Origin of the sequence: Ruegeria sp. HKCCD6119 (genome assembly GCF_013110585.1) — a bacterium.
GTDB lineage: Bacteria > Pseudomonadota > Alphaproteobacteria > Rhodobacterales > Rhodobacteraceae > Ruegeria.
Window position 1 is genome coordinate 180,767 of sequence record NZ_WVQV01000004.1, and the last position, 15,284, is coordinate 196,050.

At 56.3% G+C, this 15,284-nt stretch carries 11 protein-coding genes; all 11 read left to right on the forward strand.

The window, feature by feature from the left end:
• Window positions 1-322: 322 nt before the first annotated feature.
• The 11 genes from GS611_RS12450 to GS611_RS12500 all read left to right on the forward strand — a co-directional run bounded on the left by GS611_RS12450 (window position 323) and on the right by GS611_RS12500 (window position 15,272).
• A complete protein-coding gene (locus GS611_RS12450; protein WP_253283273.1) occupies window positions 323-916 on the forward strand; it encodes a hypothetical protein in 594 nt (197 codons plus the stop codon).
• A 2-nt stretch (window positions 917-918) separates the two neighbouring features.
• The gene (locus GS611_RS12455) at window positions 919-2,931 is read left to right on the forward strand and encodes a dynamin family protein (protein WP_171636071.1); all 2,013 of its coding nucleotides are present in this window, start codon (window positions 919-921) and stop codon (window positions 2,929-2,931) included.
• Window positions 2,932-2,939: 8 nt separating this feature from the next.
• Window positions 2,940-4,691: a dynamin family protein gene (locus GS611_RS12460; RefSeq protein ID WP_171636073.1), complete on the forward strand. Its 1,752-nt coding sequence runs from the start codon at window positions 2,940-2,942 to the stop codon at window positions 4,689-4,691.
• A gap of 52 nt (window positions 4,692-4,743) precedes the next feature.
• The gene (locus GS611_RS12465; RefSeq protein WP_171636075.1) at window positions 4,744-5,145 is read left to right on the forward strand and encodes a hypothetical protein; all 402 of its coding nucleotides are present in this window, start codon (window positions 4,744-4,746) and stop codon (window positions 5,143-5,145) included.
• A 23-nt stretch (window positions 5,146-5,168) separates the two neighbouring features.
• Window positions 5,169-6,041 (forward strand): hypothetical protein, encoded by an 873-nt coding sequence (locus GS611_RS12470; RefSeq protein WP_171636077.1) that lies wholly within the window; start codon window positions 5,169-5,171, stop codon window positions 6,039-6,041.
• Window positions 6,042-6,109: 68 nt separating this feature from the next.
• The gene (locus GS611_RS12475) at window positions 6,110-8,152 is read left to right on the forward strand and encodes a dynamin family protein (RefSeq protein WP_171636080.1); all 2,043 of its coding nucleotides are present in this window, start codon (window positions 6,110-6,112) and stop codon (window positions 8,150-8,152) included.
• A complete protein-coding gene (locus GS611_RS12480) occupies window positions 8,149-9,435 on the forward strand; it encodes a dynamin family protein (RefSeq protein WP_171636082.1) in 1,287 nt (428 codons plus the stop codon). Before GS611_RS12475 ends, GS611_RS12480 begins: the two co-directional genes overlap by 4 nt.
• Window positions 9,436-9,776: 341 nt before the next feature.
• Complete coding sequence (locus GS611_RS12485) at window positions 9,777-11,963, forward strand: serine/threonine-protein kinase (protein WP_171636084.1); 2,187 nt, start codon at window positions 9,777-9,779, stop codon at window positions 11,961-11,963.
• 201 nt (window positions 11,964-12,164) lie between these two features.
• Complete coding sequence (locus GS611_RS12490) at window positions 12,165-13,202, forward strand: FHA domain-containing protein (protein ID WP_171636086.1); 1,038 nt, start codon at window positions 12,165-12,167, stop codon at window positions 13,200-13,202.
• 3 nt (window positions 13,203-13,205) lie between these two features.
• Window positions 13,206-13,988 (forward strand): PP2C family serine/threonine-protein phosphatase, encoded by a 783-nt coding sequence (locus tag GS611_RS12495; protein WP_171636088.1) that lies wholly within the window; start codon window positions 13,206-13,208, stop codon window positions 13,986-13,988.
• Between the two features lie 21 nt (window positions 13,989-14,009).
• Window positions 14,010-15,272, forward strand: a complete 1,263-nt coding sequence (locus GS611_RS12500) for a transporter substrate-binding domain-containing protein (protein ID WP_171636090.1) — start codon at window positions 14,010-14,012, stop codon at window positions 15,270-15,272.
• Window positions 15,273-15,284: the final 12 nt, after the last annotated feature.

The window sequence follows — 15,284 nt, forward strand, 5'->3', positions numbered from 1 at the left end:
TGGAGAATCAAGGCACAACGGACCAGAGTTGATGCAGTCTGATCCGGAAAACTGTCGCAGACTGTGTTACTGGATCTGACACGGAACATGGTTACATCCTCCAGATCCGGTGTTTTCGGTAAAGCAACGAAACATAAATATCTGTTTTTATTCGAAAGTAAAAAATCAAAAGGTTTTCGACCTCCAAATCTTTCGAATGCACCTGAAAAGACGTCACCTTCGCGTCATTTGGCTGCGCCGACTATGCATGCATACAAGCTTGCCGGACGTTTCTCGGTCTGATCTGCCTCATCGAGATACTCGCGTCGGTTGAGGCATTCTTATGAGAGATCGACCACATTGCCGCCACAATTCAACCGCTAAAAAATCTTATTCGCGCCAAAATAACACCGCCTTGAAGGTACTTGTTGTTTATCAGGAGTTAATGAGTCTTTTTGCCACTTTGGCGCCGGTACGAGTTTTTTTGCTCAACTCCAATACAAGGCTTTCTGCTGTGACCGATTTGAATCCCTCCGCTGCCGCCGAGCAAGAAGCCGTCTTCTTCGCTCGTGAGAGTTTCCTTGGTGAGCTCAAAACTCTGAATCGCGACCATCCGAATACAGGCTTTGGCATTTCGCTTCGAACGCATTCCGGTGAACATTACCTGCTTGCGAACGCACGCATGCCGTTGCCCGCCGCAAAATCCGAAGGTTTCCCGACCGGGCGCCGTGTTGCGTGCCTCAAGAACGGCGACCGCTTCAGCTCGATCGAAGTTCTGGCAGATTCCAAATCGTACGAGACCATTACACCTCGGGCCGAAGCTGAAATTCTGGGCAATGCATTGGACCTGATCGCGCGGATCGACACTCTGACAAGCATTCCGGCGGGGCGTGTCGCGCACGAACCCGAAATAGCTGCAACGGGAACCGGAGGTTAAGTATGGCGCGCAACGATCACCTTTTGTCTGTGGGCAACGAAGCACTGGCACCGATGACGGCGACCATGGCTTCACTGACGGCTCAGATTGATCAACTGACTGAGGTGGCTGATGCGCGCTCCTCGGCACGGCTGGCGACCCTCAAGACCCGGATGGAGAACTTTACCGCTAGTGTCACGATGGTGGGCCAGGTCAAGGCCGGAAAATCCTCGATCGTCAATATTCTTGCCGGGCACCCCGGCCTGCTTCCGTCAGACGTCAACCCTTGGACGTCGGTGGTTACGACGTTGAACATCAACACGCGCCCGCCCGGTGACACAAAGGCCAAGTTCACGTTCTTCGAGCAGGAAGAATGGGACAACCTGATGGTCGGTGGCGGTCGTCTTGGCGAATTGGCCAATCGCGCCGGCGCAGATGACGAGATGGAAGACATCCGCCGCCAGATTGGTGAGATGAAGGCCAAGTCAGAGGAACGTCTTGGCAAACATTTCGACCTGATCCTGGGTCAAAGCCATCAGTATGATCATTTCGATGAGGAACTGATTCAGCGTTATGTCTGCCTGGGCGATGAAGACGATCCCGATATTGATCCCAAAACAGGCCGGTTTGCTGATGTCACCAAATCAGCCGAGCTGTATATGGACATTCCGCAATACCCCATCGCGCTGAAACTGTGCGACACACCGGGTGTGAACGATACGTTCATGGTGCGCGAACAAATCACTCTGCGCAGCCTGCGCGGATCCGAAGTCTGCGTTGTGGTATTGGCGGCAAGCCAGGCCCTGACGACAATGGACATGGCCCTGATGCGCATTATCGCGCAGTTCGAGAACCGGCAGATCATCCTGTTCGTCAACCGGATCGACGAGCTGTCCGATCCTGTGAGCCAGGTGCCAGAGATCCGTGACCGCATTCAGGACACGCTGAAACAGAACAATATCGACACAAATACCAGCGTCGTTTTTGGCAGTGCGCTGTGGGCCGAAGCGGCGTTGACCGGGAACCCGGATATTCTGACAGAAGAGTCGCGCCAGGCTTTGAATACGTTCTACCTGGCCGCCGGTTTCGGTGATCAGGCGGCCTCGCTCGATAAAATCTGGGCGCTGTCCGGTCTGCCCGATCTGCTACTGGCCATGAATGAGCGCATTGCAGAAGGTGCCGGAGCGCGACTGATGGACCGCGTCCGCCATCGGGCGCGAAACATTGCCAGTCAGATCCGCGCGACTGCGGTTGCTAGGAATCTTTCCGAAGGTGAAGGCGTTGCACGGGATCTTGACGGCGTATCGCCCGAAGAGGCGGTTAACACGGTGTCAGCCGAATACGAAAAGAAAGTCGCCGAGTTGACAAATGCGCTGCGCGACAAGGTGTTGGAGCGTCTGAAGTCAGCCGAGGACAATTTCGTCAAACGCGCGACGGACTCTCTGATCGCGCATCTTGAAAAAAATGGCGAACAAGGCACATGGCAATACGATCCAGCAGGTTTGCGGACGTTGCAAAAAGCTGCCTATTTCAGTTTCGCCCGCGCCATGCGAAAAGATGCCGGGGCGTTGTACGCAACCGCTGCTGCGGATGTTGAAGCGCTTTATCATAAGATACTCGGCAACCATCTGGGCGAATTCAGCATCGAAGCGCCCATTGTTCCCCGTGTTCCACCGCCTCTCGGCATCGGCCGGACGATCGCACTGGACTTGCAAAGCACCTGGTGGCGACGTTGGTGGCAACGACGAAAGGGGTTTGAGGCATATGCGGCGGATTACACGCGGTTGATCGCGTCCGAGGCAAATTCGATCACCAAGGATATCGAGGAAAACCAGATCGCGGCGGTTCTGGAAAACGTTCGCGCGATCCTGACGGATTTCCTGCGCGAGCAGAAGGAAACTCTGCTGAGCATCTCGTCTTCTGCCGACAAGAACCCGGGTCAGACTGCGGCGGCGATGGCGGGCTTGCAGCCACAGAAATCCAAGGACGAGATTCTGGGTGACATACTGAAAGATCTAAGCAACGAAGCGGCATAAGTAGAAAAATGGCAAAAGATACACAAACACGCTTTGTTTCTCCGAAGGCATGGGAACGCATCGAGCAGTGGTCCCGTCGCAAACCGGTTTTCGCCCTGATGGGCGAGTTCAGCGCCGGCAAATCCACGTTGATGAACTTTTTGCTGCGAACGCAGACCTTGCCGACGCAGGTGACGGCAACCCAGTTGCCACCGGTCTGGTTTAGCTGGGGCAATCAGGCGCCCTATATCAAACGCCATGACGGAAGTACTGAACTGATCGAACTGGATCAGCTTGAAACCGTTGGCGTCAATGACGCACAGTTCATCCGCATCTTCCTTGAGGCCGATATTCTGGAAGCTGTCGACCTGATTGACACACCCGGCATTTCGGACCCCAAGATCTCGACGGATGTGTGGCAACGCGCGGTGGGTCAGGCAAACGGCGTTTTGTGGTGTACCCACGCGACACAAGCCTGGCGCGAAACCGAACGCGCGACATGGGTTTCCCTACCCGAGAGGTTGCAACACAACTCGTTGCTTTTGGTGACGCGGGCAGATGCCCTGAGCCTCAAAGACCGTCAAAAAGTACTGCGCCGCGTTAACCGCGAAGCTGGTCACCTGTTCAATCGGTCCATTTTGTTTTCGGCCCGCGACGCGATCACGGCCCGGGACAAGACAGGCGATGCCGAGATGTGGTCGCGCAGCGGCGGCGGCAAGATGATCGACAGTTTCCTGGAGATCACGGAACAGATTATGGACAACCGTGCCGATCAGCTGGCTCGATACCAGATCGACAAGAGCCAAGCCGACGCACCCAAAGTCAAACCTTTGCGCCCTGCCCGTTCATCAAACGAGCCGACAGCCAAAGACGAAGCCACACCCTTGAGGTTGGTGAACCCGTTGGAGGCCGCCGGGCAATCGAACGCTGTAGGCGAAACAGTTGTAACCAGCTTCCCGGTACGACCTGCCCGGGTCGAGCGGCGCTCGGATGAGGCCGAGCGGGTTCGGATCGATGCCGAAGAGGCTGAACGGCTGCGCGCAGAGATGACATCAGAGCCGGTTCCGCTGCCCGTTGAACCCGACACAAGCGATGATCTGCGTTCCTTTTTCAAAGACACCTCGAACGACCCGCTGGAATTGACGAATGTCGCGGGCCTTGAGGATGACGAAGACGAATTCGAGCTGTCCGTTGACGCCGATCTGGAGGACGAATTGGATGACGACACGGGCGCTCTGGATGATGCGGAAATCAGCCCCGCACCTCTTGCGGCTGTTGACAATTCCGATGACGTGCTTGCCTCGCTGAACACTTCGATGCGAGAGACCCCGATCGTGCCGGATGGCGCAGAAGAGGAATCCGAGCAGGCCGATTTGGCTGAAGATCGCGGCATAGAAGTTTCTGTATCCTCGATTACGGCATTGATGGCCGCGCAAACCGGCAACACTGCGGATGAGTATGAGCCGGAACCCGAAACCAGCGGTTTGATCGAAGCTGCCACCACCGAACAGGTTGACGCAGTTGAAAGAAACGTTGCCGCGCTAGGTGACCTGCACGAAGTTGCGGTCGGATCGCCTCTCAGCGCGTCGGATATGTGGCACGAGGTTTCAAGAAATGAAGACTTGCCGCAGGATGCAGCAGGGCTGAAGAACGTATTCAAGGCCTTTCTGGCCGAGTTTGATCAGATCGCCATTGAACACAACGAAAGGCAAACCAAAGAGGCACTTCGATCCATTCCGAAAGCCAAAGAAAACAGCGGTGCTGAATGGCATGTGTTGTAAGGGTGTCCGAATCGAAGTAATGAGAAACTCATAAATGAAAACAATGGATTAGATGTCTATTCAAACCGCACTGAACTCCGCCATGGAAACGATACCCGACTGTATAGCAGCCGGGTATATCGACATGGAGACGGGGATGCTTTTGGGCAGCTCTGTTTCTGATTCCGACTGCGCGGATTCGTTGGATGTTTTGGCGGTGGCTGTGGCCAATCTGTTTCAGGGGCGCGGGGTTGCAGCCTTTGAAGCGCTCTTGCGTCAGGCCGGCAGTGCAGACGAAGAAAACGCTGGCTTCGGGGAAGTCGCCGTTTTTTCCAAGGACAGGCTGAACATCTTTCTGCGGACCAAGGAATATCCTGATCATGTGGTCTGCTATATCTGTCGCAACAGTGCGAATGTCGGACTGGCGCTTACCAAATCACATCTCAGTCTGGGGCCGGTCGCGGCCGCGGTTTGAACGGGACCAGAGGGGGTCACGGCATGATGGACACGGACATTCTCGACCTGCTTGAAGATATCAGGCGGACCTCGGTCGCACGGCTGTCTCCGACCGTGCGGATCGCTGGGGAAACAGCGGCCGCGCGCCGTTCTGCGGTATTGCGGGCAATCCGCGGCACAGTATTGCCGCGCCGGTTGGAATTTACCGCCGCAAACGGGGATTGTCTGGCAATCGAGGTGAACAGCTCCCGGATCACGGATGTTTTTAAGGTTCCGGCAGGTGAGGTTCCGGACTTTGAAACGGAATCACGCGCCGAACTGATCGAGAAACTAGCCGGATTGGTCTCCGGCATCTCCGGTTCGCCTGCTCCGCTTGAACTGACGTCGGGCAGACCGGACACAGCGCTTGAAGTGGATGACGTGGGTATCACCTTCAGTGAAATCGAGAAAGCCTGCGCTGCCATTGAGCTTCCGTCCGAGCCGATTGTTTCCGTCGTCCCGAGTGCTGAGAAACCTGTTGATGACTTTCCATCCGCCGAGGCAACACCCGATGCAGCGGAAACACTTGCCCAACGTTTTTTTGAAGCGTCGAGCCGCTTTGCCTCGGGTCGTGTGTTCGTGGACAATTCGGACGAAGCCGCACCTCTTTTGGAAGGCGTTTGCAAGCCATCTGAGCCGACGCATCCCGACCAGGACACGCTGGCCCGTTTTGTGGCTGATCTTGCCGGCTGGGATGGCGACTCTCAGCATGAGAGTGAAGACCCGCAACTGATTGTCATGCGGCCATCGGGCGGGAAAGGGGCTGGTCTGGCCGTCTTGAGTGACCAAGGTCAGATCGCGGTCGCCATCCACGAAGCTCGCAAACTGGGGGCGGTCGTCAACCTGTGGACCTCTTTGCAGGAGGCCGAGAAATGATTGCCTCCGTTGAATTCAAATTTTCGACTACTTCAATCTGTTTATTATTGTAATCAGGGTAATGAGTAATGAGTGAAACACATCGCCGCGAACTTATTCGCATAGCAGAAGAAATGAACGGGGCAAGCAATGATGAAACGCGCCAATTCATTTCGCGCATCATTGGTGATCTTAGCAATCTGAAACCGTCAATTGCGTTTGTCGGGCAAATCAAGGCTGGAAAATCGCGTCTGATCAACGGCTTCACCGGTCAGGCAGAGTATTTGCCGTCGGATGTAAACCCCTGGACAACTGTTATAACCGACATGCATTTCGGGCACCCTTCCCGCAGAACCCAAGGTGCCGAATTCCACTTCTTCGACAATTACCAATGGCAATCGCTGATCGCCGAAGGTGAAGAACTGCGCAACATGTTTCCCGATGACGAGGACAGCTATAAGCGCGAGATGATCGAAGAACAGGTCGAGGCCATGAAGGTCCGGGCGCGTCGGCGTCTGGGTGACAGCTATGAACAGCTGCTGGGCCAACAGCACGATCTGGACGAACTGACGTCAGATGACCTCGCCAGATATGTCTGTGCCGGGGATGATCCGTCCGAGGACGGGGCTTTGGACCCCGGAAGCGATCGCGGCCTTTACAGCGACATCACTCGCAAGGCCGAGGTTTATTTTGACTTGGGCCATTTTCCGTTTCCGCTGACGGTCACCGACACGCCCGGTGTAAATGACCCCCTGCTGATCCGTGAAGAAATTTCACGACAGTATCTGAAGGAATCCGATTTCTTTGTGGTGGTTCTGTCCGCGCATCAGGCATTGTCGCGCGCGGATCTGAAACTGTTCCGGTTGATGCAAGCGCTGGAACTTGGGCAGATCGTCGTCTTCATCAACCGTGTGGATGAACTGGGCGGCGGGGCCGAAGACGCGGCCAAGGTTCGTCTGGATGTATTGGAGGGGTTGGAAAAGGCGCTCGGCAACTCGAACATCGATGTCCTGATGGGCAGCGCGCAATGGGCGCACTATGCTCTGACCGGTGATGAAACCGGAGTGAACCACGACCACGTTCTGGCATGGCTGCGCGCCCACCCGGAACAGATGCAGCAATATCTCAACGGTGTGGCCGAGATCAAACAAGGCCCGGGACCGATCAGCCGCGAAGCGGTTCTGCGCTTTGCCGCAATGATTGCGTCCGGCCTGCCCGATCTGCGCCGTCATGTCACTCAGGCTTTGACGGACGGACCGATCAACGAACAGTTGCGTATGGCCTGGCAACATCTCGACAGCTTCGCACGCGGGGAGCTTGAGCGCTCTCAGGTTCGTTTGCGGGCGCTGCAAGATGAAGACGGCTTGGATGTCCGAAATACCGATGAAAGCGACAAGACACTTGGCGACCTGCGGAAACTGATTGCTGAAAAAACGCAAGAGATCACGCGTGACATGGATGATGTTCTGTCGAATCTGCGCGGGGTCATGGATGACACTGTCTCGGAATCGGTGGCTATCGTTGTGCGCGGGCCGGACGGCCAGTCGCCTCTGCTGGCAAAAGGCGGAGAGACCGAGCTTAATTTTACGCCATTGCGCGAGCGTATGCGTGAACTGGTACAGGGGGCATCGCAAGTTGTTCGGCAGCGCATGCTCAGCGAGCTTTACGCGATCGACATGCATTGCAATGCCGCCTTGCGGGCATTGCCGGGATGGCAAGAGCCGGTCGACAATCGCATGAACACCAGTGCTGTACGTTGGTTCCGGCCGGACACCACCGCCCTGACCCGTGGCATTACCGTTGAATTGCGTGTAAACTGGCTGTCGCGTCTGATCTCGCGCAATAGCGTTGTGGCGCGTGCAGAACGGCTGATCGTGCAGGAGTTCGAGCTGATCGGGGATGACCTGATCGACACGACCCGCGACGATCTGTCGGAACGGCTGAATACGGTTCTGGACCACTATATGGCCCTTCTGGCCGGTCATCTTGAGCACCGTTCCAACTCAGGAGAACTGAACGCCCAGGCGGAAGCGCAAGGTGCCTTCGACAAAGCACGTCGCATTGCAGCTGAGCTGGAGACGGTTTTTGGAACACCCGATGCGGATGAAAGACAAGCAGAGGCTGCGGAATGATTGAATTTCCCGGAACTGAAAAGGAAGTACGCCAACTGGAGCGCTTCCTGACCGCAACTGAAAACCTGACGCCTGACGAGGCGTTGGAGGATATGCGTGCGCGGGCTCTGTCCCACGCTGAACGTCTGTCAAACGCGGTCAATATCGGTTTCGCTGGGGAATTCGGCGCAGGCAAGTCAAGTCTGGCGAACATGCTGGCTGGCGCGGACATTCTGCCAACCGGCCCGCAGCATCTGAAATTGCCGCTTGTGATCGTCGCATACGCGGATGCGCCCGAAACGACTGTCGGTTGGTGGAACAGGGAACCAAAGACATACTCCGGCATAGTGCTGGAAAAAGCGGCCCAGGAAGAGCCCGATTTCATATCGGTCGGTATCAATACTCCGGCCCTCAAGGAAATATCGCTGTTTGATCTTCCGGGCTCGGGTGCTCTGGATGATACCTACAAGCCGACTTTGGATCTGCTGAAATTCGTCGATTGTGCCATCTGGTGCACAAATGGAACCAATGCCTGGCGCGAGACCGAGCGTCACTTGTGGTCTCAGGTGCCCCCGGAGCTTCGGGCCAACAGCCTGCTCGCCGTAACACATGCTGATCTGCCACCGGTGCAGGGTGCCCTGGAGCGCGTCCTTGCGCGTCTGAACAAGGAAAAAGAAGGAATGTTCCGCGCCGTTGTCCCAATTGGTACGCCGGTCGCCGTGCGTGCCATGGCGCAGGAGCCAGAGCCCGACTTTGCGCTTTGGGAAACCTGCGGCGGGCAGAACCTTGCGGAACACGTGCTGGAAGCGGCATCCGACCGGCGCCGCGGCGATCTCGAGGCTGCGCGGAAAGATTTGCAGCAGGACTTCCTGCCCTATCTTGAGGCGCTGAAGGGCGCAGAGCCAGAGCCTGTTTCGAATGATACCGCATCAATGCAGTCAACGCTTGGGTCTGCCCTGCCCCCGTTGAACAACCCCATTCTCGAGGACTGGCTGGCCGCAATAGCAAGCATCTATGAAGATCTACGTGAAACCTCTGATATCGAACCGGCCGCGTTTCTGAGCAGCTGTCAGGAGATCGTCGAAGATTTTGCGGAACGGCTGGAACAAGGTGGCGAAATCGACCCCGAAGCTGATTGGATTCCCGCTGAATTTGAAAAGGCGACAGATTTGCTTCTGTTGCTGCAATTCGAAAGCGGGGACGCACCATTGAAGGACGCAATCAGCATTCTGGCGCAGCTGGGCGACAACCTTGCATGGGCTGGCAGCACGGTCGCAGCGGCGCAGCCGAAAACCGGAACCTGACGCTTTCCCGTCAAGATTGAGCTGCATTGCAGCGATTCGAAGGGCCGAGGAATCGGCCCTTTATTGTTTCGAATTCGTGGACCAACACGCTTGATTTCGGGTTTAAGTTTTCAATCAGCCCATACTCATTGTCTATATATAGATCCGCATATACCATTAAGCACAACATATGCCATCACGCGAAAAACGATCCATAGTGAAGCCATCAGGCGGCCCCAATAAAGTCAAATTTGAAACGTCTAACCGTTCTCAAGTGTCCTGCGGTTGTTTTTGGTTGTGAGTTCGTGGGCTGTCGGCCCGGTTTTTCTAAGCCGCAAAATGAATAGAACGGGCGGATTGAAATGAGCCACAACCAGGCTGTCGGCGCGACGCACGACGAACCGAAAATTGAAGGATTGCAGCCAGGCGCAAAGCTGTTGCGCGGGCAGTATGAAATCCTCCGCTATCTCAGCAACGGCGGATTTGGGATCACTTACCTGGCGCGCGACAGCCTGGAGCGCGACGTCGTGATCAAAGAGTGCTTCCCCGGAGCGCTGTGCCGCCGCAACGGTGATCTGGTCGAACCAAACGACCCGTCCTTCAAGGACGACCTGCGCTCGATCATTGACCTCTTTATTCAGGAGGCACGCAATCATGCGCGTCTGGTACATCCCAATATCGTAGATGTGCATCAGGTGTTCGAAGACAATGACACCGCATATATCGCAATGGATCTCATCCGTGGGTGCGACCTGCTGGATTACGTGGAAAACCCGGAGAATGACGGCGGCCCTGATTTCATCGTTCAGGTCACCGAAAAAATGTTGTCCGCGGTGTCTTTCATTCACCAGAGCGGCATGTTGCATCGGGACATTTCGCCGGACAACATTCTGATTGATGAAAACGGAGACCCCGTCCTGATCGATTTTGGCGCCGCACGCGAGCAAGCGGCGAACAAATCGGCAGCATTGCTGACCCTGCGCGTGATCAAGGATGGATACTCTCCGCACGAATTCTATGTGCGGGGCGCGGATCAAGGGCCCAGCAGCGACCTTTATGTTCTGGCCGCCACGCTTTATCACGCCATAAGCGGTGAACGCCCCATCGACGGCCAGAGCCGCCTGAACGCGTTCAACAACGGGCAGGATGACCCCTACACGCCGTTGACCGGTCGTTTCGAAGGATACCCAGACGGGTTCCTCGAGGCGATTGACAAGGCGATGGAAGTTCACGCCACGGATCGTCTTCAATCTGCATTGGATTGGTTGCGCATGTTCCGCGGCCCTGGCGTCATGTTCGACACATTCGCCTATCGGCCCGTGTCCGTGATTGTCGGCATGGATCGCAAAGACAAAGAGGAAGAAAAGGCCCGGATCAAGGCCGAAAGCGAGAACGCCGAAGCCGTAGTTACGGCCCTGCTGGCCGGAAACTCGGACATCGTTCTTGGCAACGAAGACAAAAAAGATAGCGATCTGACCAAAATCTCAAAGAAAGAGGAAACCCCGGTCGCTGTCGATACAGTGGTTCAGAGCGGGTCCGGCGGCAGCGGCAAGCTGATTGCAGGCGCGGCTGTTGTTGCAGTTGCGTTAGCCGCAGGTGGTTTCTTTGTGATGTCCGCCGACAAGACAGAAGACCAGGCAGAAATACCGGTCGCGCAGCCCATGGCAGACATGCAATCCGCTGAGACAGAGGCGCCCGTTACCGATCCTTCTGTCACAGAGGCCACCGATCCCGAACCCGAAGTGGCCGTTGCACCCGAACCCAAACCGGAAGAGCCTGTCGAGCAGGCACAATCAGTACCTGCGGAGCCAGCTGCCACAGAAACAGCCTCCGTAGACACTGAACGTTCCGAAATTCCGGCACAGTCGGAAGAAGTGACTGATATTGCAGCAGTGTCTGAGATCGAGACACCTGCGACTGATGCAATCGCCAACGCCGGTGTTCCGGCGGAACAGCAGGTGGCGTTTGCGCATTGGGATGTCGATATCCCCTTCCAGACATCCCGCCGCCGCGGCTCTACCGGAGCCACCATTGCAGTTACGGGGGTGGACGCCAATCAGGACATGAGCGTGATCGGCGATTGGGTACAGCGTGGCGCTGTCATCTATACCCTGAATGGCAGCCCGGTCCGCCAGGATGTACCTTTTGCGGCGCAGGTTCTGGATAACCTGAAGGTTGATGCCGATGGGTACACAAGGGTTGCTGCCCGCTATCGCCCGCTGGGTCAGACCCGGGCGCAAAATGGTTTGTTGGCCCTTCCCGCCATACGATCCGTTGGTTTAGAAAATGGTTACACCTTTACCGTGAGCGCCGATGGCAATAGCGGATGGCAAACCACGGTGAACGCAGTTCCGGCTGACGCGGCAGTAAGCCTGCAAAAAGACGATGTCCTTCTGAATGAAAGCCATTCCGGCATCACATTTGACGGCTCGGAAAGCCTTGATGAGATGCTGGCCGCACTCGTTTCAAGCGAGCAGCCTGAGGCAAATCTGACAGTGTTGCGCAATGGGGCCGAGACGGCCGCAATCATGCAACTTGCACAGGAGTAATCTGACCGGTTCGAAAGTGATCTGCCAGTGTGTGTTTGCTGAGGGTGGTATCAAGGTGTGCCACCCTGGCGGGAACCGGCCCGCCGCAGAATGTACCAGTTCCCATGGGTATCCATTGAGTGGCTCTGCGCTGAAGTGCAGGGAACAGTAGCAGCTTACGACGCGGCTTATCTGCGTCACTAACTTGAAGGTGTCGACACCATGTTCAAATACAAAAGCCCTCTGAGCCGGCTTCTCGAAGGTGCCGGCAAATCCAAAGAAGAAGACGTTGCCGAGAAACCGACCACAGTAGACGGTGCTGTAAGCGAAGAAGAAAAGCAGGAACCCATTGCGGATTTCAACGCTTTGCGCGCCGCATTGGCCGGTGGAAACATGACATCCGAATCCTATGAGGAAACGGATGAACTGATCCCCGAAGAAAAGATGCCCGAGTTTGACGAGGCCGAGCCGGAGGCAGTGGCCGAACCCGAGGAGTCGATCTTTGCCGAAGACAGTTCGGAAGAAGACAACTTGGAAGAGGGCGACGCTCTGAAAAACGTTCTGGTGGAAGAGAATGTCGAAGAACTGGTTGAGGTCGAGCAGGTTGTCACCCTGCATGTGACGGAAACACCCGCCGAGACTTCGCCAGAGGAAGCAACGGCCGAGGTCGTGTCCGAACCTACCGAGCCAGAAGTCGGCGAGGTTGAGGTTGCCGAAGCTCCGGCCCCAGAAGAGAAGCAGGTCGAAGACGCGGTTGAGCCGGTGATTGAGCAGGTTGAAACAGCCCCTGCCCCGGTCGAGGATCGCCGTTCACGGGTCAAGACGACATTTCTGGGATTTGAGCGCGCCGATACGCATGTTCAGGACCTGATCGAATCCTCCGAACCCGTAGCGAAAGCAGAAGCGGCGCAAGAGACATTCCCGGTGGGCTGGCTGGTCGTAACAGCCGGTCCGGGACGAGGTTCAAGCATTACGCTCACCGAAGGCCTGATGCAAATCGGGCGCAACGATGACCAGACCATTCAGTTGGATTTTGGCGATACCGGCATCTCGCGCTCGAACCATGCAGTCATCGCCTATGACCCCGAAGACCGGAAGTGTTACTTGGGCCATGGCGGCAAGGCCAATCTTGTACGTCTGAACGGCAAACCTGTTCTCAGCACCGTGGCCCTGTCCAACGGAGACCTGATCCGCATCAGCGAAACCTCGATCCGGTTCATGGCCTTCTGCGACGACGGTTTTGATTGGCGGGATTCCTGATAAATGCTGGCAACTCCGGCATATGATGTTGCGCTGATCCTGAACCAGGGTCAGCGGGAAACGCAGGAAGACGCGATTGCAGCCCGCATGTTTGACGCGTCGGACGCGGGCTATGTTGTGATTGCGGACGGTATGGGCGGCCATGAGGCGGGTGAAATAGCTTCGGAAATGGTAGTGGCTGCATGGCGCGACGCGCTGGACGCAGAACTTGAGGCAGAAACCCTGAACGAAGGATCCGCGATAGATGCGCTTCCTTTGGCCGCCATGCACGCCAATGCCGCGATCGCCAACTACACCGAGGCCAGGGGTCATGGCTTCAACATGGGATCAACCATGTTGGGTGTCCTTCTTCTGGGGCGGCGTGTGTTCTGGATTTCGATCGGCGACAGCCCTCTTTACCTGTTTCGGGACGGAGCGTTGACGCAGGTCAACGAAGACCACTCGATGGCACCCGTGATTGCGTCGAAAGTGGCTTCGGGCGAGATCACCGAAGCGGTGGCCCGGGACATGGACAGCAATCAATTAACGTCCGTGGTTACAGGCGGGGCCATTCCCAAAGTGGATTGCCCGGAAGATCCATTGATCGTGTCGCCCGCCGATGTCCTGATCCTTGGAAGTGATGGGTTGCAGTACATCAGCGACACCGAAATTCAAGCCATTCTGCGGGATCATCAACAGGGGCTGGCTCAAGACATTGCCGAAGCATTGCTGACGGCTGTGCAGGCCAAGGGTGACCCGGATCAGGACAATCTTTCTATCGCAGTGGCGAAACTCACAAGAACCTAAACAGGCAAAGCAACAGGACCCATGATAAAGCACTTACTCATATCAAGCCTTGCCCTTGCTGCCGCCACGGGCGCGGCATCTGCGCAAGAGGCGTGTTCAAGTTATGAAATTCAACGCGGCGATAGCTTACGGGAATTGGCAATCGAAGTGTATGCGACCGAGGACTTTCGCATCATTTTCGACGCGAACCGGGATGTTATCGGTTCCAACCCCAATATCATCCGCGTCGGCGACGTTCTGGAACTGCCCTGTCTGGAAGATGTCGGGCGTGCTCCGGCGCTTGCTGACACCGAGGCAGAGCGGCTGGCCGCCGAAATGGCGGCAGAGCTGGTAAAAGCCGCAGAAGAACGCGCCGAGAAAGCCGTGGCCGAAGCGGAAGCCCGCGTTGCGGCAGCGGAAGCCGAGGCAAAGAACGCGAGTGAAGAGGCGGTCGTTGCAGCACGCGCTGCTGCCAAGGAAGAGATCGAAGCCGCCCGTGCCGAAGCTGCCGCTTTGATCCGAAATGCCGGAACGGGCGAACGGCCCGAAATCCGGGACCGTCAATTGCTGTTGATCACTGGCGGTAACTACGCTCCGTTCACCGATGAATCTCTGCCCAATCGGGGGCTCTATACCCATCTGGTTGAGACAGCGATGTTTCGTGCCGCTCCCGAACAGGCCTACAAGATTCAGTTCGTGAATGACTGGTCTTCGCATCTGGACCTGTTGATGCCGACACTCGCATTTGACGCCACCTTCCCCTGGTCGCGTCCCAATTGCGAAGAGGCCGTTGCGCTGTCGGAAGATGATCGCAATCGGTGCGAGACCTACAATTTCTCAAACCCGTTCTACGAGGTCGTGGATACGTTCTTCGCCCGCGAAGGTTCCGGCTATGAGGAGACATTGACCTATGCCGATTTTGCCGGTGCAACGATCTGCCGGCCAGAGGGTTGGTCTTTGTCTCACATGGACGCTGTAAGCCTGTACGAACCGGTCATCAAACTTCTGCGGCCAACGTCACCGGATGATTGCTTTCACGCTTTGATGGAAGGCACCGCAGATATCGTCGCCATCGAGGCACATCTGGCAGCCGAGGCAATTGAACGGCTTGGGTACAAGCACCGGATTATCGAAAACCCCAACCTTGCGGCCATCAAGTCGCTCAACGTCATGACCCACAAAGATAATCCTGATGGGGAAGCGATCCTTGAGACGCTGAATCAGGGTCTGGCAATCATGCAGCAATCGGGCGAATGGCGCGACATCGTGTCAACCGCCCTGCGTCATCAAATGGAAAATGGATAAGGCCCCGATCTG

Coding starts and splice junctions, on each gene's coding strand:
- GS611_RS12460 (WP_171636073.1), top strand. CDS start 2,940: ATGGCAAAAGATACACAAACACGCTTTGTTTCTCCGAAGGCATGGGAA.
- GS611_RS12490 (WP_171636086.1), top strand. CDS start 12,165: ATGTTCAAATACAAAAGCCCTCTGAGCCGGCTTCTCGAAGGTGCCGGC.
- GS611_RS12450 (WP_253283273.1), top strand. CDS start 323: ATGAGAGATCGACCACATTGCCGCCACAATTCAACCGCTAAAAAATCT.
- GS611_RS12495 (WP_171636088.1), top strand. CDS start 13,206: ATGCTGGCAACTCCGGCATATGATGTTGCGCTGATCCTGAACCAGGGT.
- GS611_RS12480 (WP_171636082.1), top strand. CDS start 8,149: ATGATTGAATTTCCCGGAACTGAAAAGGAAGTACGCCAACTGGAGCGC.
- GS611_RS12470 (WP_171636077.1), top strand. CDS start 5,169: ATGATGGACACGGACATTCTCGACCTGCTTGAAGATATCAGGCGGACC.
- GS611_RS12465 (WP_171636075.1), top strand. CDS start 4,744: ATGTCTATTCAAACCGCACTGAACTCCGCCATGGAAACGATACCCGAC.
- GS611_RS12500 (WP_171636090.1), top strand. CDS start 14,010: ATGATAAAGCACTTACTCATATCAAGCCTTGCCCTTGCTGCCGCCACG.
- GS611_RS12485 (WP_171636084.1), top strand. CDS start 9,777: ATGAGCCACAACCAGGCTGTCGGCGCGACGCACGACGAACCGAAAATT.
- GS611_RS12475 (WP_171636080.1), top strand. CDS start 6,110: ATGAGTGAAACACATCGCCGCGAACTTATTCGCATAGCAGAAGAAATG.
- GS611_RS12455 (WP_171636071.1), top strand. CDS start 919: ATGGCGCGCAACGATCACCTTTTGTCTGTGGGCAACGAAGCACTGGCA.